Raw genomic sequence first — 18,367 nt, forward strand, 5'->3', positions numbered from 1 at the left:
TCGACATCCTCGCCGCAGGCCCGCCGCATTCCAATACGTGGCGGCGGTACGAATTCGCTCGTCCCGGTCTCTTCATCGGCGACACCAGCGGCTCACGAAGATGGAGAATCCCATGCCCAGCTACCGAGCGACCACGAACGTCCACCGCACCTCGGGGACGAACCGTCCGTACATGCGCAGCCTTCTGCTCTCGCTTGCGATCGCGGTAGGCCTACTCGCCGGGGCACTGCCCGCCCAGGCGCAGGAACGCACCACGACCGATCCGCTCGGCGGCGGGACGAGCGCCTTCGACCTCTACAAGGTCAAGGTGGTCAACAACGCCAAGGGCGTGCGGATCACCGTGAAGATGAAGGCAGTCGACTGGGACGCGGAGACCACCCCCGTGGGCGAGTTCCGCCTGCTGCTCGACACGAACCACCGCTCACGCGGTGCCGAGTTCGCCGAGGAGGTCGGCATCCCGGGTGACGGCGGCTTCCGCGCGCTCAAGGGGTCGACGAAGCACCGCACGAGCTGGCGGACCTACCCGTTCGCCGGGAAGTGCGGCAAGACGGTGACCGAGCGGTACGACCTCGAGGCCGGCAAGGTCGTCGTTCACGTCAAGCCGAAGAAGGGCTGCCTGTACCACCCGAAGTACGTCCGGGTGAACGTGCGGACCATCCAGTCCGGTCAGATCGACGAGTTCGGCTACCACGAGTACGCACCGGCTCGCATCGATCACCTGCCGTACAAAAACACCTTCACGCCGTGGGTGAAGTATTCCCAGCAGTGAGTATGGCGACCGGGGCCCGGCCAAGCAGCCGGGTTCCGCGTCCCTTGAGCCCATGCGTACAAAAACAACGCCAACCACAACCAACTCCCGAGAACGGTCTCGCACGACCGAATGCTCGATGGGGGCAAAACTGTTCGCGGACGCGTCGGGTGCCAATGATCCCGCCGCCCGTGTGACAGGCTCGCGGGCATGAACGACATCGACATCTACACATGGGGCTGTGTCCTCTTGATGCTGGGAACGCTTCTTCAAGGGTGGGATCGGCTCATAGACGTGTGGCGAGGACTCAGGTGGGGGGCCAAGTCCGGCCTCAGTAATCGCGACTTTGGTGTCGCCGTCACGTGGGTCGCGGTCAGCGCGGGCGCAACTCTGGTGGCGTTGGACGCCGCCGGCCTAGACACCTGGCCCGGGATCGTCGCCGGGGTGATCATCGCGCTGTTGGCCACATTCCTGATCCGGCAGGTCTTCAGGTCTGAGGCAGATCCCCAGTCGGTCGCCCAGCCGACTACGGAGCAGAACCGGACAGGGACGACCGCGTGACCCAAGTCGTTCTCTGACGAAGGTTGCTTGGCATCCTGACCAGAGGGAATTGCGAGCGTCGCCCGCACGGTGGACCGCGAAGGTCAGGCCGCGGTCTGACCTTCGCCTCGCCGATCAGGCGATGAATCCCTTCAGCCGTCCGTTGATGATCTCCTCGGCGCCTGCGACCATGCGCTCGACCAGCTCGCGCGCGGTCGGGACGTCCTGGATGAGGCCCTGGACCATGCCGACGGACCAGACGCCCGCGTCGAGGTCGCCGGACTCGTAGACCTCGCGGCCGCGGACGCCGGCGACGAGCTCGCGCACGTCCTCGAACTGGGCGCCCTCGTTGAGCATCTCGACGACCTTCACGCTGACCTCGTTGCGGGCCACGCGCGCGGTGTTGCGCAGCGGCCGGAAGATCAGCGAGGTCTCGCGCTCGGTGGCCTCGACGATGCGCTGCTTCACGTTCTGATGGATCCACGACTCCTGCGTGCTCATGAAGCGCGTGCCCATGTTCACGCCGTCGGCCCCGAGCGCCAGCGCGGCGACCAGGCCGCGCTCGTCGGCGATGCCGCCCGAGGCGATGATCGGGATCGAGAGCTTGTCGGCGGCGGCGGGGATCAAGACGAGGCCCGGGATGTCGTCCTCGCCCGGGTGGCCGGCGCACTCGAAGCCGTCGATGCTGACGCCGTCGACGCCGACCTTCTCGGCGCGCAGCGCGTGACGCACGCTGGTGCACTTGTGCAGCACCTTGATGCCGTGGTCCTTGAAGAACGGCATGTGCGGCTCGGGGTTGGCGCCCGCGGTCTCGACGATCTTCACGCCCGACTCCGCGATCACCTGGCGGTACTCGTCGTACGGCGGCGGGTTGATCGACGGCAGGATCGTCAGGTTCACGCCGAACGGCTGGTCCGTCAGCTCGCGCGCCTTCGCGATCTCACCGGCGAGCGCCTCGGGGGTGGGCTGCGTCAACGCGGTGATGATGCCCAGGGCGCCCGCCTCCGACACGGCCGCGGCCAGCTCGGCGCGGCCCACCCACTGCATCCCGCCCTGCACGATCGGATGGGTGACACCGAACGTCTCGGTGAAACGGGTCTTCAGCATGGGTGCTCCTTCGAAGGGTCAGTCGGCGGCCGGGCGGACCGGCCAGTCAGGCACGGAGACCGGCAGGTCGGTGTCCAACCGGCCGGTGAAGACGGCGTCGCGCTTCTCGAGGAAGGACGCGACGCCCTCCTTGGCGTCCGGGCCGTTCTTGAGCGCGGCGATGGTCTGGGTCTCGAGCTTGTGGGTCTCCCACAGGTCGTCCTGCGTCAGCTGCGACCACAGCATCCGGCGCGTCGCCGCGATGGCGACACCGGAGGTGTTGTCCGCGATCTCGCGCGCGATCGAGTGCGCCGTCGGCAGCACGTCCTCGGGCTCGACGACGCGCGACACCAGGCGCCCGCGCAGCGCCTCCTCGGCGTCGAAGACGCGGCCCGTCAGCGCCCACTCGGCGGCCTGCGAGATCCCGACGACGCGTGGCAGGAACCAACTGGAGACCGCCTCGGGTGCGATGCCACGGCGTGCGAAGACGAAGCCGAACTTCGCCTTCGTCGACGCGATGCGGATGTCCATCGGCAGCGTCATCGTGATGCCCACGCCGATCGCGGCGCCGTTGATCGCGGCGATGACCGGCTTCGTGAACGATGCCAGGCGCAGCGTCACCACGCCGCCGCCGTCACGCGGCAGGTCGGCGATGAGATCCGCATCGGACGTCTCATTGCGCATGCCGTCGCCGCTGTAGGAGAACGGCTTGTCGCCCGCGCTGCCGAGGTCGGCGCCGGCGCAGAACGCCCGCCCCTCCCCCGTCACGATGACGACGCGCACGTCCTCGTTCGCCTCGGCCCAATCCAGTGCCTCGACGATCTCGGCGCGCATGACCGGCGTGAACGCGTTCATCCGGTCGGGTCGGTCGAGCCGCAGCTCCAGCACGCGGTCGGCCAGCGTCAGACTGATCTGCTCGAACTCGGGGACCGTCACAGCGCCCACTTCCCGGTGAACTCGACCTCGGTCTTGTCGGCGAACGCCTTGAAGGCCGCCGGGGCGTCCTCGGTGGCGTAGTTGATCGCCTGTGCGCGGGCCTCGTTGTCGAGCACGTCGCGGAACGACTGGACCACGCCGTTGTGCAGCAGGTCCTTCGTCTGCGCGATCGCGATCGGCGGCATCGCAGCCAAGCGACCGGCGAGGTCTGCGACGAACCCGTCGATCTCGTCGGGCTCCTTCACCCACGTCACCAGACCGAGCTCCTTGGCCTCCTGCGGCGAGACGAAGTCGGCCAGGTAGGCCAGCCGCTTCGCCTGCTGCAGACCGGCGAGCCGCGGCAGCAGCCACGCCCCGCCGAAGTCGATGTTGAGGCCGCGCTTGGCGAAGATCTGCGAGAACTTCGCCGTCGACGACGCGACCACGAAGTCGCAGCACAGCGCCATGTTCCAGCCCGCGCCGACGGCGGCACCCTCGACCTTGGCGATGACCGGCTTGTTCAGGCTGTAGAGGGCCTCGGGGGTGCGGCTGATGTTGCGCACGCGCGTCAGCGGGTGACCTCCGGGGACGCCCGAGACGTCGGCGCCCGCGCAGAACGCGCCGCCGGCGCCGGTCAGCACGACGGCCCGGATCGAGTCGTCGTACGAGATCGTGCGCAGGTGGTCGAACAACAACGCCCAACCCTCGGCCGTCTGCGCGTTCTTGCGGTGCGGACGGTTCAGGGTGATCGTCGCGATCTGCCCCTCGACGTCCAGCAGGACCGGAGCCTCGTCGCTCATGCCGCGCCCTGGGAGGACCCGATGGTCGCGCGACCCAGGGCGGCGGCCAGCTCGGACGTGCCGCCGTGTGCCTGCTCGAGCGCCTTGCCGCGCTTGAGCCACAGCTGCAGGTGGTGCTCCCACGTGAAGCCGATGCCGCCGTGCAGCTGCAGCGACGCGCGGTTGGCCTCGAACTCTGCCTCGATCGCGACGATCCGTGCGGCCAGCGCAGCGGTCATGGCGTCGGGGGCGCCGTCGGCGACCTTGGCCGCGGCGGCGTGCACTGCGAACGCGGCCAGCTCGACACCGGCGACCGCGTCGGCCAGCTGGTGCTTCACGGCCTGGAACGAGCCGATGGTGCGACCGAACTGCTCACGCACCTTCGCATAGGAGACGGTCTCGTCGAGCATCCGGCGGCTCAGGCCGATCAGGACGCTGGCCGAGGCCGCGGCCTCGTGGGCCAGCACGATGTCGACGCCGCCACCGGGCAGCACCTCGGCCGCGCCCTCGGGCACGACGATCGAGAACTGGCGGCGCGACGGGTCCATCGACCGCAACGGCGTCAGCTCGCAACGCGCCGTCTCGACCAGCTTGAGCTCGGCACCGTCGCGGTAGATCAGCACGTCGGCGACGTGCGCGTCCGGCACCGACTTCAGGCCGCGCAGCGCGACCGTGGCCGTGGCGGAGCCGTCGGCCAGCTTCGGCAGCCACGCCGCCTGCTGCTCGGGCGAGCCCGCGACCTTCAACGCCACCGGCCCGGTCACCAGCGACTCGACCAGGGCGTCCGGCACCGCGTGGTAGCCCACGCGCTCCAGCACCAGCGCCAGGTCGACCAGCGATCCGCCGTAGCCCTCGTGCTCCTCGGGGACGAGGATCGTCGTCAGGCCCAGGTTCGCGATCGTGGACCGCAGCTTCTCGGAGCGGCCCGTCTCGGTGGTCCACAGCGCCCGCAGCGCGTCGACGTCGACCTCGGACGCGACGGCCTGGTCGAACGACGTCGCCAGGTCCTTCTGCTCGGCTTCGAATGCGATCTTCATCCGCGCGGCTCCTTCGGCAGACCGAGCATCCGCTCGGAGATGATGTTGCGTTGGATCTCGTTCGATCCGGCGTAGATCTCGGCTCCACGCCCGTGCCAGTAGTTGCGGCGCATGCCGAACATCTCGCCGTCGGGACCGTGGTCGGTCATGATCTCGGCGTCCGCACCCAGCACCGCGAGGTGCTGCTCGTGCACCGCGGTGTGGATCTCGGTGTAGCGCAGCTTGAGGATGCTCGAGACGTCCGGACCGGTGCGGCCCGTGGCGATCTCATGCGTCGAGGCGTACGTGGCCTGCTCGTAGGCGAAGGTCCACGCCGCCAGCTGGCCCAGCTGCTCCACTTGGGCGTCGTTGCCGTGCGCGTCGGTGTCCTTCGCCAGGTCGATCAGCGCCTGCTCCAGTCGGGTGTGCGTGCCACGGCCCGTGCCGCGCTCCAGCTGCAGCGAGGTGCCGGCCACGCGCCAACCGTCGCCGACCTCGCCGATGACGTTCTCCATGGGCACCTCGACGCCCTGGAAGAAGACCTCGGCGAATCCGGGGTTGCCGTGCAGCTGTCCCAGCGGGCGGATCTCGACGCCCGGCGAGCGCAGGTCGATGATGACGAAGCTCAGACCCTTGTGCCCCTTGGCCGCGAGGTCGGTGCGCACCAGCGCGAACATCGTCGTGGCGATGATGCCCTGCGAGGTCCAGATCTTCTGGCCGTCGACGACCATCGTGTCGCCCTTGATGCGGCCCGTCGTGCGGATGGCGGCCAGGTCGCTGCCGGCGCCGGGCTCGGAGAAGCCTTGGCACCAGATGTCCTCACAGGTGAGGATGCCCGGCAGGAAGCGCTGCTTCTGCTCCTCGGTGCCGTGCGCCTGGACGGTCGGGCCGCCGTGGACGAGACCCATCTTGTTGAGGCGCTCGGGCAGCCGGAACCGCGCGTACTCCTCGTCGTAGATCAGCTGGTCCCACGCGTCGGCGCCCATGCCGCCGACCTCCTTCGGCCAGCCCGGCGCGGCGTAGCCCGCCTCGTGCAGGGCGCGCTCCCACTCCAGGTGCTGGCTGAAGCCCGGCTCCGAGTAGGGGCTGTCGAGCCGCTCCTTCGGGCCGTTCGCGGCGAACCACTCCTGCAGTTCGCGGCGGAACGCCTGCTGTTCGGGGGTGAAGTTCAGGTCCATGTCAGTCTCAGTCCTCCGCAGCGAGCTGCTTGGTCATGTCGATGATTCCGCCCTTGCCCTTGCCACGGCGGCGGCGGATGGCGCCGATCACCGAGGACAGGACCACGAGCGCGACGACGGCGATGATGGTTCCGGAGATGGGGCGGGTGACGAAGATCGAGAGCGATCCGTCCGACATCAGCAGCGACTGGCGGAAGCCCACCTCGAGCACGCTGCCGAGCACGAACGCCAGCACCAGCGGCGCGGGCTCGAACCCGGTCTTGCGCATGAGATAGCCGACGAAGCCGGCGATGATCATGACCCACATGTCGAACTGCGTGTAGCTGATCGTGTAGACGCCCACGAGCGTGATCAGCAGCGCGACGCCGCCGATGATGCCGATCCGCACCCGCAGCAGCTGGACGAACAGGCCGACGAACGGCAGGTTCAGCGCCAGCAGGATCAGGTTGCCGATGAACATCGACGCGATGACGCCCCAGAACAGCTCGGGGTGGTCGTTGATCATCGTCGGGCCCGGCGTGATGTCCTGCATCATCAGCGCGCCCAGGATCAGCGCGAGGACGGCGTTGGACGGCAGGCCCAGGGTCAGCAGCGGGATGAACGCCGAGATCGACGAGGCGTTGTTGGCGGTCTCGGGACCGGCGACGCCCTCGATGGCACCCTTGCCGAAGCGGCTCGGGTCCTTGGCGACCTTCTTCTCGACCGCGTACGAGGCCAGCGAGCTCATGACGCCGCCACCGCCGGGCAGCACGCCGATCGGGAAGCCCAGGAGCGTGCCGCGGGCGATCGGGCCGCGCGAGACCTTCCAGTCCTCCTTGGTCGGCAGGATGCGGTTGATCTTGCCGATCGTGCCCGAGCCGGTGACGCGCTGCTCGAGGTTGTACATGATCTCGCCGATGCCGAACATGCCCATCGCGATGGCGACCAGGTCCAGACCCGAGATCAACTCGGGCATGTCGAAGCTGAACCGTGACGTGCCCTGGATCGGGTCGGGACCGACGGCGGCCAGCAGCAGGCCGAACAGGGCGGCGATGACACTCTTCACCGTGGACTTGGTGCCCAGGTAGGTGACCAGGACCAGGCCCAGGATCGTGATGGCCGCGTACTCCGGCGGGCCGAAGCGCAGTGCTGCCGTGGCGACGGCCGGGGCGATCAGGGCCAGGCCGATGATCGCGACCGTGCCACCGATGAACGAGCCGATCGCGGCGATACCGAGCGCAGGTCCGCCGCGGCCCTGCTTGGTCATCTCGTAGCCGTCGAGCGCGGTGATCGCGCTGGCCGCCTCACCGGGGATGCGCAGCAGCACCGACGTGATCGTGCCGCCGTACATCGAGCCGTAGTAGACGCCGGCCAGCATCATGATCGACGCCTCGGGCGAGATGGAGTACGTGATCGGCAGCAACAGCGCGATCGTGGCGGTCGGGCCCAGGCCCGGCAACACGCCGATGACCGTGCCGATGGTGACGCCGAGGAAGACGAAGAGCAGGTTCTCGGGGGTGAAGACGACCCCGAAGCCCGAGGCGAGATTCGCGAGAGAGTCCATGGGTCAACGACCTCCCCAGAGGCTGGCGACGATGTCCGCCGGCAGGCGGACGCCCAGGGCGGTGACGAAGAGCAGGTAGCTCAGCAGCGGAGCGACCACCGAGATCGCGAGCGACATCCGCCAGCCCTCGCCGTTGAGGCCCTTGAGCCACAGCATCAAGAAGATGAAGCCGGCCAGGATGGAGCCGGTCTGCTCGAACAGCAGCGTGAAGACGACCAGGGCCGCGAAGCCGGCCAGGACGCGTGCGGTCGAGCCGAGCTCGAAGACCTCGATGCCGTCGCGCATGTCCACGACGAAACCCAGGACCGACACGACGACGATGCCGACGATCAGCACGCGAGGCCAGAACCCGGGACCGGGATCGGTCAGCGAGCCGACCTCCATCTCCTGGGTCTGCAGGTGGAAGAAGCCCGCGATCGCGATGGCGACCAGCAGTGGCACCTTGGACGCGATCCAGCCGGTGCCACGCACCGGATCCGGCGGCGCCCCCGCAACCGCGATCTGCTCATCAGTCATGTCGCTCATGTGGTGTGTTCCTGTCAGAAGGATCGGAAATGGTGGGTCCGGGCCGTGGCCGGCCCGGACCCACCTCGGCTGATCAGCCGAACAGCTTCTTGAGGACCGGCGTCAGCGTCTCGACCTCGTCGTCGATCTGCGCCTGCAGGGCCTCGGAGCCGATGAACTCGGCGGGGACGTTCAGCTCGCCGGCGGCCTTGCGGGTGGCCGGGTCCTCGAGCGCCTTCTCCAGCGAGTCCTCGAGCTTGGAGACGATCTCCTTCGGCGTGTCCTTCGGGGCGATGATGATGAAGGACGAGATGCCGTAGGTCAGGCCTTCGAAGCCGGCCTCCTCGAGGGTCGGCGTGTCACCGAGGTACTCGCGACGCGTCGGGCCCATCACCGCGAGGGGACGGATCTCACCGGCCTCGTGCTGGGCACGGACCTGCTCGTTGTACGACGGGATGATGACGTCGACGTTGTTGCCGAGCAGACCGGTCAGCGCCGGGGCGTCGCCCTGGAACGGCACGAGCTTGAACTCGGTGTCGTGCTCCATGCCCATGCGCAGCACCTCGACGGCCTGTGGGGTCTGGGCGCCGGCGGCACCGACGGTGACCTTGCCCGGACGCTTCTTGGCGTCGGCGAGCAGGTCGTCGAAGGTCTTGTACGGGGAGTTCTTCTTCACGAAGAAGACGCCCGGCGACTCGGTGACGACGCCGATCGGCGTGCCGTCGCCGGCCTCGAAGCCGACCTTCTCGATCGAGGGGACGCGGCTGATGGCCGAGGCCGTCGTGGTGCCCAGCGTCAGGCCGTCCGGCTTGGCGTTGATGACCTTCGCCGAACCGACGGCGCCCGAGGCGCCTTCCTGGTTCTCGACGACGACGGAGACGCCGAGGTCCTTCTCGAACTGCTTGGCGACCGCGCGGCCGGCCAGGTCGGTCGGGCCACCCGCGGCGTACGCGACGACCATCGTGATGTCACCGGAGGGGAAGTCCTCGGCGTCACCACTGGAGTCGGAGCCGCACGCGGCCAACGACAGCGCCAGCACACCGGCTACGGCGGCGAAGCTCAGTTTCTTCATGGTGTTCTCCTGTGGGGTGGGGGGAATTCGGGGGTTACGAGCGCTCGGTGATGAGGGCGTCCAGCGCCGCCGCCCCGAGACCCTGCGGACGGACGAGGAACGGGTTGACCTCGATGCTGTCGAAGCGGCCGCGGTGCTCGGCGGCCACGTTCGACAGGGCCACGAGGGCGTTTGCCAGCGCGTCGACGTCGGCCGGAGCCGCGCCGCGCACGCCGTCGAGCATCGCCGCACCGCGGATCTCGCGGATCATCTCGTGCGCGGTCTCGAGACCGAACGGCGCGAGGCGGTAGGTCACGTCCTTGAGCACCTCGACGAAGATGCCGCCGAGGCCGAACATGACGACCGGACCGAACGTCGGGTCGTCGACGACGCCCAGGATGGTCTCGACACCGTCGGTGATCATCGGCGCGACCAGCACGCCGTCGATCTGGGCATCGGGCTCGTGGCGGCGGGCCGACTCGAGGATGCGGTCATGCGCCTCGGCGGCCTCCTCGGGCGAGGAGACGCCCAGGACGACACCGCCGACCTCGGTCTTGTGCGCGATGTCGGGCGACACGACCTTCAGCACCACGGGGCCGGCGAAGTTCGCCTGCGCGGCCGCAGCCTCGGAGGCCGACGACACGACGACCTCCGGGGCCACGGGCACGCCGGCCGCGGCGAGGAACGCCTTGGCCGTGACCTCGGTGAAGACCTCCGGCAATGCGGGGACGGACGTTGCCGAAGGATCGATCGCGCGCGCCTCGCGGTCCCGTTCGAACCGCTGGCGGCGCAGGGCGTAGTCGGTGACGCGGCCCATGATCTGCACGGCCCGGGTGATGTCCGCGAAGACGGGGATGCCCAGCTCCTCGATGGCGCGCTTGACCTCGGGGGTCGCCAGGGTGGTGGCGTAGATCGGCGCGTCGGGGTGCGCCTCGCGGGCCAGCTTCAGCGCGCGGACGACCAGGTCGGTCCACGGCTCGAGCAGGCCCATGTAGGTCAGGCCCATGACGATCGAGTCGAAAGCACCGTCCTGCAGGCACGCGTCCACGAAGGACGGCAGCAGGTTCTCGTCGTTCATCAGCTGCGCGGTCAGGTCGATCGGGTTGCCGACGCCGGCCGGGGGCCAGATCTCCTTGAGCTGGTCCTGCAGCCGCTCCGACGGGGTCGGGACCTGCAGGCCACTGTCGGCCGCCTCGTCGGCGGCGATGATGCCGATGCCACCCGAGCCGGTCAGGATCCCGAGCCGGTCGCCGGTCGGCAGCGTGCCGATCGACAGGGCGTAGCAGACATCGAACAGCTCGGCCATCGAGTCGACGCGGATGACGCCGTACTGGTCGAAGAGCGCGTCGAAGACCTGGTCGGAGCCGACGAGCGAGGCGGTGTGCGAGGCGGCGGCCGTCGCGCCGACCTCGGAGCGGCCGACCTTCAGCACGACGACCGGCTTGCCGTTCTCCTGCGCCACGGCCAGGGCCTCGCGCAGGCGCTCGCCGTCGCGGCACCCCTCGAGGTAGGCGGCGATGACCTCGACGGAGTCGTCGGTGGCCAGGTGCGCCAGGACGTCGGCCAGCTGGATGTCGGCCTCGTTGCCGGTGGAGAGCCACGGGTCGAAGTTCAGGCCGGTCTGGCGTCCGTTGACGACCCACTCGCTGGCGATCGCGCCGCTCTGGCTGACCAGCGCCACCTTGGCGATGGCGTCGACGGCGAAGGGGACACCGACCGAGGCCGCGAACGTGCCGACCGCGCCGTTGGAGCGGTTCATGCTGCCGATGCAGTTCGGGCCGAGCACGCGCATGCCGTAGCGGCCGGCGACTTCGAGGACCTCGTCCTGCAGGGCCGCGCCCTCTGCGCCCATCTCCGCGAAGCCGGCGCTGAAGATCGTGACGACCTTGACGCCCTGCTTGCCGCAGGACTCGACCGCGCCGATCACGTGCTCGGAGGGAAGGGCGATCACCGCGAGGTCGACGATCCCGTCGACGTCCTCGATCGAGGCGTAGGCCTTGACGCCCTGGACCTCGTCGGACTTGGGGTTGATCGGGTAGATGCCCCCGGTGTAGCCCGACTCCTTGATGAAGCGCAGCGGTCGGCCGCCGATCTTCGTGGGGTCGGACGAGGCGCCCAGGATCGCGACGCCACGCGGCTCGAAGAGTGCGTCGAGGCCGCGGGTGTTGGCTGTTCCGCCGGCAACAGGCTGGGGCACGGGGGGATGTCCTTTCCCTATCTGGAAGTGTGTCTTGGAGCACACGTTGGCATTCAACCATGAATGCTTAATGACATGCAAGAATGTATATCCTTCTGTTCTGGATAGCGCGTCGGAGCGTGGATACGCTGCGAGTGCACCACGAGCGGCCGCCGTGCCGCGCCACTGCTGAGAGGCCCACCCATGGCGAAGACCACCCCGACCGCGACGGGAGTGCAGCGCTGCCTGACTGAGATCCGGCAGATGATCATCTCCCGCGAGCTCTTGCCCGGGCAGAAGGTCCACCAGGGCGAGATCGCCGCCCAGCTGAACGTCAGCCGCATCCCCGTGCGCGAGGCGCTCTCGACGCTGCAGGCCGAGGGCGTCCTGGACTACAAGCCCAACACGGGCTTCACCGTGGCCCGCTTCAGCGGTGAGGACCTCGCCGAGATCTACCTCATGCGCCGACTGCTCGAGACCGAGCTCGTGCGCACGATCGATCTCACCACGGTCGACATCGACGAGCTCCAGCGCCTCGACGACCACCTGCGGACGCTCAGCTCGAGCACCGACCCGGACGACTGGCAGCAGACGAACCTCGCCTTCCACTTCCTGATCTTCGACCGGAGCCCGCTCAAGCTGGTCCGCGAGGAGATCCGCCGGCTCTGGTACATGTCGAGCTTCTACCGCTCGCTGTACATCCAGGAGGTCGAGTCGCAGCTGCGCGTGCACGACGACCACACGCGGATCATCGAGGCGGTCAAGGCGAACGACAACGAGGCCCTCATCGCGGTCTCCGACGAGCACCGCGGCTCGACCGAGCACCTCGTGACGCAGCGCCTCGGCTGGTCGCGCCCTCGCTGACTCCGTCGCGGGTCAGGCGCCGCAGCATCACGGGCAGGCACGCCACCGCGGCGATGCCCACGATGATCGCCATCATCACCATGGCCCAGTCCGCTCCGAGCGTGTCGGCCACGATGCCGTTGAGGACCGACGCCAGGGGGCGCGAGCCCATGAAGGCGATGAGCCACAGCGACATCACCCGGCCACGGAACTCCGCCGGGACGACCTGGTGCAGCATCGCGGTACAGCCCGAGAAGGCGACCGTGAACCCGATGCCGGCCAGGAAGAACGCCACGCAGACCGCCGTCGGCGACGCCAGGAGCGGCACCGCCAGCGACCCCGCGGCCAGGACGCTCAACCCGATCGTCGGCGCCTTCTGCAGCCGCCCGCCGCTGTTGAAGATCGTCGACACGGCACTGCCCAGCAGCGCGCCCACGCCGAACGCGGAGCCGATGTAGCCGACGAACGCCTCGGGTGCATGCATGTCATGGGCGATCGCGGGCGCCAGCGTAACCACCGGATCGGCGCCCAGCCCCACCGCCGTGACACCGATCAGCAGCAGCGCCACCACGGGATTGCGACGGATGTAGGCCAGACCGTCACGGAAACTGCCGCCCGCCGACGCTGCCCGGGTGGGTGCGTCGTTGCGGGCGATGACCACGGCGACCACCCCGAAGACGACGTGACCGAGGGCCGCGAGGCCCAGCGCCGCGGGGGCACCGAGCGTCGTCGCCAGGACTGCGCCGATCGCGGGGCCGGCCGCACGGCCGAACATCGTGGGCACGGAGTCGATCGCGACCGCTCGGCCGACCTCGTTCGGGCGGACGAGATCGGACACCATCGCCTGCATCGCCGGGCCGCTGACCGAGAAGCCGATGCCCGCGACGAGGGAGAAGAGCAGGACGCCGGTGATACCGGTCCGGTCCTCCCCCATGAGCCACAGCCACGCGCCCAGGCCGCCCGTGCCGGCGATGCAGAACACCCGCCCGTAGGCCACGAGCCGCCCGCGACTCGACCGGTCGGACAGCGGGCCGATGACCGGCGCGAGCACGACCTGCGGGATGAAGTGGACGACGCTGACGGCCGCGACCCAGATCGCCGAATGCGTGAACTGCCAGGCCAGCACCGCGGTGACGATGTGGTGGATCCACACCCCGGTGAACGCCATCCCCTTGCCGACCACGAAGGGGCCGAACCGGCGGTCGACGAGCAGGGCCCAGGACGACCGGGGAGCCGTGGGAGTGCCCACGCTCAGAAGTAGACGCGCGTGATGTTCTCGGCGATGCAGGCCGGGCGGTCCTCGCCCTCGCGCTCGATCGTCACGGACCAGGTCAGCTGGAGTCCGCCGCCCTTGACCTCCTCGGCGCCCGCGAGGGTCAGCCGGCCGCGCAGGCGCGATCCGACCGGGACGGGCGAGGTGAAGCGCACCTTGTTGAGGCCGTAGTTCACCGCGTGCTTGCGGTTCTCGACGCGGTAGATCTCGAGCATGAACGGGACCATGAGGCTGAGCGTCAGGTAGCCGTGCGCGATCGTCGTGCCGAACGGGCCATCGGCCGCGGCCTGCGGATCGACGTGGATCCACTGGTGGTCGCCGGTGGCCTCGGCGAACAGGTTCACGCGCTCCTGGGTGATCTCGAGCCATTCGCTGACCCCGATCTCCTCGCCCACAGCGGACTTGAGCTCCTCAGGACCTGAGAACACGCGCATGGCACAGACCTCCATCTGATACTTTTTTGTATACATCGGACCCTAGCAGAGGAGATCCCCGTGCGTGCGACCGTTCTCACCGCACCGGGTCGCGTGGATCTGGCCTCGCGTCCGCGTCCCACCTGCACGGCACCGGCGGACGCCGTCGTGCGGGTCGTGGCGGCGGCGGTCTGCGGATCTGACCTGTGGTGGTACCGCGGCGACAACTCCTTCGACCAGCCGCGGCGCATGGGACACGAGTTCGTCGGGCGGGTCGAGTCGATCGGGTCGGCCGTGACGTCCGTGGTCCCCGGCGACTTCGTGCTGGCGGCGTTCAAGTTCGGCGACCACACCTGCGCCACCTGTCGGGACGGGTACACCTCGAACTGCCCGCACGGCGGGTACTGGGGCTCGACGCACCCCGACGGGTCCGAGCTCGACGGCGGCCAGGGCGAGCTCGTTCGCGTCCCACTCGCGGACGGCACGCTGGTGCGCGTGGACGCGCCGGTCACCGCCGACCTGCTCCCCCATCTGCTCGCCCTCACCGACGTGATGGCCACCGGCGCCCACGCGGCTCGGTGCGCCGACGTCGGCGAGGGCAGCCGGGCGGTCGTGATCGGGGACGGTGCCGTGGGCCTGTGCGCCGTGGCGGCCTGCCGCCGGCTGGGTGCCGAGCGCGTGACGATCCTGTCGCGGAACCCCGCCCGGCAGCGCCTCGCCCGGATCCTCGGGGCGGACGACGTCATCGACATCCGCGGGGACGAGGCCGTGCGCCTGCTGCGCGAGCGGCACGAGGGCGTGGGACCGGCGCACGTGCTCGAGTGCGTCGGCACGTCCGAGAGTCTCGCCACGGCGATCGCCGCGGCCCGGGTCGGCGGCCAGATCGGGATGGTGGGGATCCCTCACGGCGACGACTTCCACCCGCGCCAGCTGTTCGCGAAGAACCTCGGTCTCCGGGCCGGCGGGGCCCCGGCCCGAGCCCTGCTGGACGAACTGCTGCCCGAGGTGCTGGCGGGATCCCTGCGGCCAGGCGTCGTGTTCGACCAGCACTACGACCTGGACGACGTCGCCCGGGCCTACGCGGACATGGCCGAGCGCCGCACGACGAAGGCGCTCCTGCGCGTCTCGTCCCTCTGACGCGGCACCGAACGAGAGACCGTCAGCGCTCGGCCAACGGCTTGGGGTCGTTGCCCGGCAGGCCGGCGAAGGCCTGGACGATGTCGAGCCAGTGGTCGGCGGCGGGACCGGAGGCGGTGACGTCGACGTCGGAGCGGTGACGGCGGCGGGTGGCCAGCAGGGCGAAGTCCCAGGCGTCGCCGGTGACGCGCTCGGGCGAGTCCTCGGGGCCCCAGGTCCACAGCTCGCCCGACGGGCCGGTCAGCTCGACGCGCGGCTGGACGTCGGGCGCCTCCTCGCCGCGCATCAGGTGAGTGAATGCGAACGTCCGCACGCCGATGTGGCACACGTGCTTGACGCGGTCGGTGCGCGGCACCGAGATGCCCAGCGCCTCGGCGACGTCGTGGCTGTGCGCCCAGGTCTCCATGAGCCGCGCGGTCGCCATCGAGACCGGGCTCATCGGCGGGCCGAACCACGGGATCTTCTGACCCTCGGGGACGGACTTCAGCGCGTCGACGAGGTCGGAACGCCCGGCGCGCCAGGCCGGCAGCAGCGACTCCGGCGGCTCGAGTGCCAGCTCGTCGGTGGCCTGGTCGATGTAGCCCTCGGGGTTCTCCAGCGCCGCCATGATCAGGGCGTCGAACGCCGCCTTGTCGTTGATGGCGTGCGTCGAGGTGACGTCGGTCCAGTGCAGGTGCGCGACCTGATGGGCGACGGTCCAGCCCTCGGGCGTGGTGACCGTGGCCCACTCGTCGGGCTTCAGGCCGGCGACCCAGCCGTCCAGCTGCAGCGATTCGGCGGCCAGGTCGTCCAGGACGGTGTCAAGAGTGGTCATCGTTCCAGTTCTCGGTCGAGGGTTTCGGCCCAGGCGTCGAGGATCGAGGCCCGGCGTGCGGAGTCGTCGGTCAGGGTCGCGGCGAGGCCGAGGCCACGCAGCAGGTCGAGGGTGGCCTGGACCAGTTGACGGTTGCGTCCACGCGACTCGTCGACCTGGAGCAGCTCCACCGCGCGGGCGTGCGTCTCGCGGCCCACGCGGCGCTCGAACGGGGCGACCTTGGCCTGCAGGTCCGGATCCGTGCGCGCCGCGACCCACAGCTCGAGCGCGGCGAGGAAGACCGGGGAGGTGAACTGACCGGCCAACAGGTCCAGCACGGCGCGGGTGCGGCCCTGCTCGGGCAGCAGGTCGAGGTCGACGAACAGCTCCTCGCGGCGTCGCTCGGCGATGTACTCGACGGCGGCGACCACCAGGTCCTGCTTGCTGGGGAAGTGGTGCAGCTGGGCGCCGCGGCTGACGCCGGCCCGTTGACTGACGATCGTGGTCGACGTCCCGGCCCAGCCCAACTCGACGAGCGAGTCGACCGTGGCCTCGAGCAGCCGCTGGCGCATGAGCCGCGTCCGCTCGGTCTGCGGTGTCCTGGCAGGGCTTTCCGTCACCCCGACAGCATGACCTCGGCGAAAGAAACAGTCAAGTCTGTTGGTTTCTTGTCAGTGCCCGCCTCGTTACCCCTACGCCGCAGCGCCACGCGCGCCCGACCTCACGAGAGTTCGGTGCCGTTCCGCGACAAGTTGTGACGAATGTTTCACAAATACACTCTTGAGACCGGAGTAGTGAGTAACGTTTTGGCTGGCTGAGCCGTCTGCTCGTCTTCCTCCGCACCGAGAGTGACCCTATGTTCCACCGTTTCACCTCGGTCATCGCCAGTGCGCTCATGGTCAGCGGCGCTGCGGTGGCCCTCTCCCCTGCGGCCCAGGCCGCCAGCCCGATCCACAGCGGTCACCTCCAGGTGATCGTTGAAGGCCAGATCATCGGCTGTGTCGCGGAGAGCGACAGCAGCCATGTCGCCGAGTACTCGACGGCCGCCTCCCGCGCCCATGACTTCACGATCAGCGAGGGCCCCCACCAAGTGCTCGCTCTCGCGAACGACCCTGAGTTCCGCCTCGCCGGCGAGACCGACCTCATGACGAAGGGCGACCCGGCGACCCACAGCCTCCTGGTGGTGGACACTCCTCAGCCGTGGAACCAATCCGCACTGTGGAGCATCGACCCCGTGACGAAGGTGCTCTCTACCACCTGGACCTGGCCGGATTCCTCCACGCAACAGGTCCACGCGTGGAAGCACGACGACGGGATCAACCGGTCCATCGGGCTGGCCCCCGACCTCGAGCGGTTCATCAGCGCGTACGGGCCTAGCCGGACAGTGGCTGTGACCTTCCGCCTCGGAGAGGCCTGCTCCGGACCGGTCGAGCTGCCACAGTCCGTCACGTTCACGTCGTCGGCCCCGACCAAGGCCCATCCCGGTGACACCTACACGGTGACCGCAACCGGCGGCGGCTCCGGCAACCCGGTCACGTTCTCCTCGACGACCCCGGATGCATGCACCGTCAGCGGCAGCACCGTCACCTTCACCGGCGTCGGCACCTGCACCGTCAGGGCGTCCCAGGCTGCGGGCGGCGGGTTCACCGCCGGGTCGGCCACCCAGAACATCTCCGTCGTCGAGCGCGAGACTCGCACCGGCCACATCCAGGTGCTGAAGGACGACGTCCTCCTCGGATGCCTCGGCCCCAACTTCCCGATGAGCATCACGACCTCGAAATCCTCGGCCATCGGGGTGACCATCGCCGAGGGAACCCAACAAGAGCTCCGGCACGTGTCGGCACCCACGACGGCCGTGGGTACCGACACCTCCTTCAGCGCGCTGGGGGGCTCCTCGGCCGTCGCCGTCATGCCTAGCCAGCACGTACTCGGGGAAGTACAGACGGGCCTGTGGCAGATCGATCCCGACACCGGCGTACTCACCGCTTCCTACGTAAAGCGGGACAACACGACAGCACCCCTGGTCACGTTCTACCACCAGCCCGAATCGGGGACGGGGGTCGCCAGCCTCACCCCGGACTACACCAACGTTGAGCACGCGTACGGAGACACTGCTTTCAGGGTCACCCTCCGCATCGGCGACCACTGCCAGATGGTCGATCAGGAGATCACGTTCACGTCGACTGCCCCGACCAAGGCCTACCCGGGTGACACCCACACGGTGACCGCAACCGGCGGCGGCTCCGGCAACCCGGTCACGTTCTCCTCGACGACCCCGGATGCATGCACCGTCAGCGGCAGCACCGTCACCTTCACCGGCGTCGGCACCTGCACCGTCAAGGCCGCCCAAGCCGGCGACAGCCTGCACGCCG

Annotated in this window: 18 protein-coding genes; 5 read left to right on the forward strand and 13 right to left on the reverse strand. The window is 69.2% G+C overall.

What is annotated here, in order from left to right; genetic code table 11:
* Positions 1–112: 112 nt before the first annotated feature.
* A complete protein-coding gene (locus tag GL325_RS15080) occupies positions 113–769 on the forward strand; it encodes a hypothetical protein (RefSeq protein WP_187770078.1) in 657 nt (218 codons plus the stop codon).
* Positions 770–958: 189 nt separating this feature from the next.
* Positions 959–1,309, forward strand: coding sequence for a hypothetical protein (locus tag GL325_RS15085; protein ID WP_187770079.1), 351 nt, complete (start codon positions 959–961; stop codon positions 1,307–1,309).
* Between the two features lie 114 nt (positions 1,310–1,423).
* On the opposite strand, the gene GL325_RS15090 is transcribed toward GL325_RS15085, so the two are convergent.
* The 9 genes from GL325_RS15090 to GL325_RS15130 form a co-directional block, all read right to left on the reverse strand.
* Entirely contained in the window at positions 1,424–2,395 is a 972-nt protein-coding gene (locus tag GL325_RS15090; RefSeq protein ID WP_187770080.1) for a nitronate monooxygenase family protein, read from the reverse strand.
* A gap of 18 nt (positions 2,396–2,413) precedes the next feature.
* On the reverse strand, positions 2,414–3,310 hold the full coding sequence (locus GL325_RS15095) for an enoyl-CoA hydratase-related protein (RefSeq protein ID WP_187770081.1): 897 nt from the start codon (positions 3,308–3,310) through the stop codon (positions 2,414–2,416).
* Complete coding sequence (locus tag GL325_RS15100) at positions 3,307–4,089, reverse strand: enoyl-CoA hydratase/isomerase family protein (protein WP_187770082.1); 783 nt, start codon at positions 4,087–4,089, stop codon at positions 3,307–3,309. Before GL325_RS15100 ends, GL325_RS15095 begins: the two co-directional genes overlap by 4 nt.
* Positions 4,086–5,105, reverse strand: coding sequence for an acyl-CoA dehydrogenase family protein (locus tag GL325_RS15105; protein WP_187770083.1), 1,020 nt, complete (start codon positions 5,103–5,105; stop codon positions 4,086–4,088). Before GL325_RS15105 ends, GL325_RS15100 begins: the two co-directional genes overlap by 4 nt.
* Complete coding sequence (locus GL325_RS15110; protein ID WP_187770084.1) at positions 5,102–6,262, reverse strand: acyl-CoA dehydrogenase family protein; 1,161 nt, start codon at positions 6,260–6,262, stop codon at positions 5,102–5,104. Before GL325_RS15110 ends, GL325_RS15105 begins: the two co-directional genes overlap by 4 nt.
* Before the next feature lie 7 nt (positions 6,263–6,269).
* Complete coding sequence (locus GL325_RS15115; RefSeq protein ID WP_187770085.1) at positions 6,270–7,805, reverse strand: tripartite tricarboxylate transporter permease; 1,536 nt, start codon at positions 7,803–7,805, stop codon at positions 6,270–6,272.
* A 3-nt stretch (positions 7,806–7,808) separates the two neighbouring features.
* Complete coding sequence (locus GL325_RS15120) at positions 7,809–8,330, reverse strand: tripartite tricarboxylate transporter TctB family protein (protein WP_187770086.1); 522 nt, start codon at positions 8,328–8,330, stop codon at positions 7,809–7,811.
* A 73-nt stretch (positions 8,331–8,403) separates the two neighbouring features.
* The gene (locus GL325_RS15125) at positions 8,404–9,381 is read right to left on the reverse strand and encodes a tripartite tricarboxylate transporter substrate binding protein (RefSeq protein ID WP_187770087.1); all 978 of its coding nucleotides are present in this window, start codon (positions 9,379–9,381) and stop codon (positions 8,404–8,406) included.
* A 34-nt stretch (positions 9,382–9,415) separates the two neighbouring features.
* Complete coding sequence (locus tag GL325_RS15130) at positions 9,416–11,557, reverse strand: acetate--CoA ligase family protein (protein ID WP_187770088.1); 2,142 nt, start codon at positions 11,555–11,557, stop codon at positions 9,416–9,418.
* A 183-nt stretch (positions 11,558–11,740) separates the two neighbouring features.
* Between GL325_RS15130 and GL325_RS15135 the strand changes: the two genes are divergently transcribed.
* On the forward strand, positions 11,741–12,400 hold the full coding sequence (locus tag GL325_RS15135; RefSeq protein ID WP_187770089.1) for a GntR family transcriptional regulator: 660 nt from the start codon (positions 11,741–11,743) through the stop codon (positions 12,398–12,400).
* Here the strand turns inward: GL325_RS15135 and GL325_RS15140 are convergent.
* Together GL325_RS15140 and GL325_RS15145 are read right to left on the reverse strand one after the other, a co-directional pair.
* Positions 12,321–13,628, reverse strand: a complete 1,308-nt coding sequence (locus GL325_RS15140) for an MFS transporter (protein WP_187770090.1) — start codon at positions 13,626–13,628, stop codon at positions 12,321–12,323. The genes GL325_RS15135 and GL325_RS15140 overlap by 80 nt on opposite strands.
* Before the next feature lie 2 nt (positions 13,629–13,630).
* Complete coding sequence (locus tag GL325_RS15145; RefSeq protein ID WP_187770091.1) at positions 13,631–14,086, reverse strand: MaoC family dehydratase; 456 nt, start codon at positions 14,084–14,086, stop codon at positions 13,631–13,633.
* 60 nt (positions 14,087–14,146) lie between these two features.
* On the opposite strand from GL325_RS15145, the gene GL325_RS15150 reads away from it, so the two are divergent.
* Complete coding sequence (locus GL325_RS15150; protein WP_187770092.1) at positions 14,147–15,202, forward strand: zinc-binding dehydrogenase; 1,056 nt, start codon at positions 14,147–14,149, stop codon at positions 15,200–15,202.
* Positions 15,203–15,224: 22 nt separating this feature from the next.
* Here the strand turns inward: GL325_RS15150 and GL325_RS15155 are convergent, their stop codons facing one another.
* Both GL325_RS15155 and GL325_RS15160 read right to left on the reverse strand, forming a co-directional pair.
* Positions 15,225–16,016, reverse strand: coding sequence for a TIGR03084 family metal-binding protein (locus GL325_RS15155; RefSeq protein WP_187770093.1), 792 nt, complete (start codon positions 16,014–16,016; stop codon positions 15,225–15,227).
* A complete protein-coding gene (locus GL325_RS15160; protein ID WP_187411597.1) occupies positions 16,013–16,615 on the reverse strand; it encodes a TetR/AcrR family transcriptional regulator in 603 nt (200 codons plus the stop codon). The genes GL325_RS15155 and GL325_RS15160 overlap by 4 nt, the downstream gene beginning before the upstream one ends.
* Positions 16,616–16,851: 236 nt before the next feature.
* Here GL325_RS15160 and GL325_RS15165 point away from each other — a divergent pair.
* On the forward strand, positions 16,852–18,367 hold a 1,516-nt coding region (locus GL325_RS15165), incomplete at its 3' end, for a hypothetical protein (protein ID WP_223111338.1).

The sequence above is a fragment of the Aeromicrobium sp. 636 genome (assembly GCF_024433585.1).
In the GTDB taxonomy this organism is placed as follows: domain Bacteria; phylum Actinomycetota; class Actinomycetes; order Propionibacteriales; family Nocardioidaceae; genus Aeromicrobium; species Aeromicrobium senzhongii.

What these genes read in the sequence shown, in the direction of transcription:
- GL325_RS15120 (WP_187770086.1), bottom strand. Translation starts at nt 8,330, where the DNA reads ATGAGCGACATGACTGATGAGCAGATCGCGGTTGCGGGGGCGCCGCCG.
- GL325_RS15105 (WP_187770083.1), bottom strand. Translation starts at nt 5,105, where the DNA reads ATGAAGATCGCATTCGAAGCCGAGCAGAAGGACCTGGCGACGTCGTTC.
- GL325_RS15100 (WP_187770082.1), bottom strand. Translation starts at nt 4,089, where the DNA reads ATGAGCGACGAGGCTCCGGTCCTGCTGGACGTCGAGGGGCAGATCGCG.
- GL325_RS15085 (WP_187770079.1), top strand. Translation starts at nt 959, where the DNA reads ATGAACGACATCGACATCTACACATGGGGCTGTGTCCTCTTGATGCTG.
- GL325_RS15155 (WP_187770093.1), bottom strand. Translation starts at nt 16,016, where the DNA reads ATGACCACTCTTGACACCGTCCTGGACGACCTGGCCGCCGAATCGCTG.
- GL325_RS15080 (WP_187770078.1), top strand. Translation starts at nt 113, where the DNA reads ATGCCCAGCTACCGAGCGACCACGAACGTCCACCGCACCTCGGGGACG.
- GL325_RS15125 (WP_187770087.1), bottom strand. Translation starts at nt 9,381, where the DNA reads ATGAAGAAACTGAGCTTCGCCGCCGTAGCCGGTGTGCTGGCGCTGTCG.
- GL325_RS15145 (WP_187770091.1), bottom strand. Translation starts at nt 14,086, where the DNA reads ATGCGCGTGTTCTCAGGTCCTGAGGAGCTCAAGTCCGCTGTGGGCGAG.
- GL325_RS15090 (WP_187770080.1), bottom strand. Translation starts at nt 2,395, where the DNA reads ATGCTGAAGACCCGTTTCACCGAGACGTTCGGTGTCACCCATCCGATC.
- GL325_RS15110 (WP_187770084.1), bottom strand. Translation starts at nt 6,262, where the DNA reads ATGGACCTGAACTTCACCCCCGAACAGCAGGCGTTCCGCCGCGAACTG.
- GL325_RS15135 (WP_187770089.1), top strand. Translation starts at nt 11,741, where the DNA reads ATGGCGAAGACCACCCCGACCGCGACGGGAGTGCAGCGCTGCCTGACT.
- GL325_RS15115 (WP_187770085.1), bottom strand. Translation starts at nt 7,805, where the DNA reads ATGGACTCTCTCGCGAATCTCGCCTCGGGCTTCGGGGTCGTCTTCACC.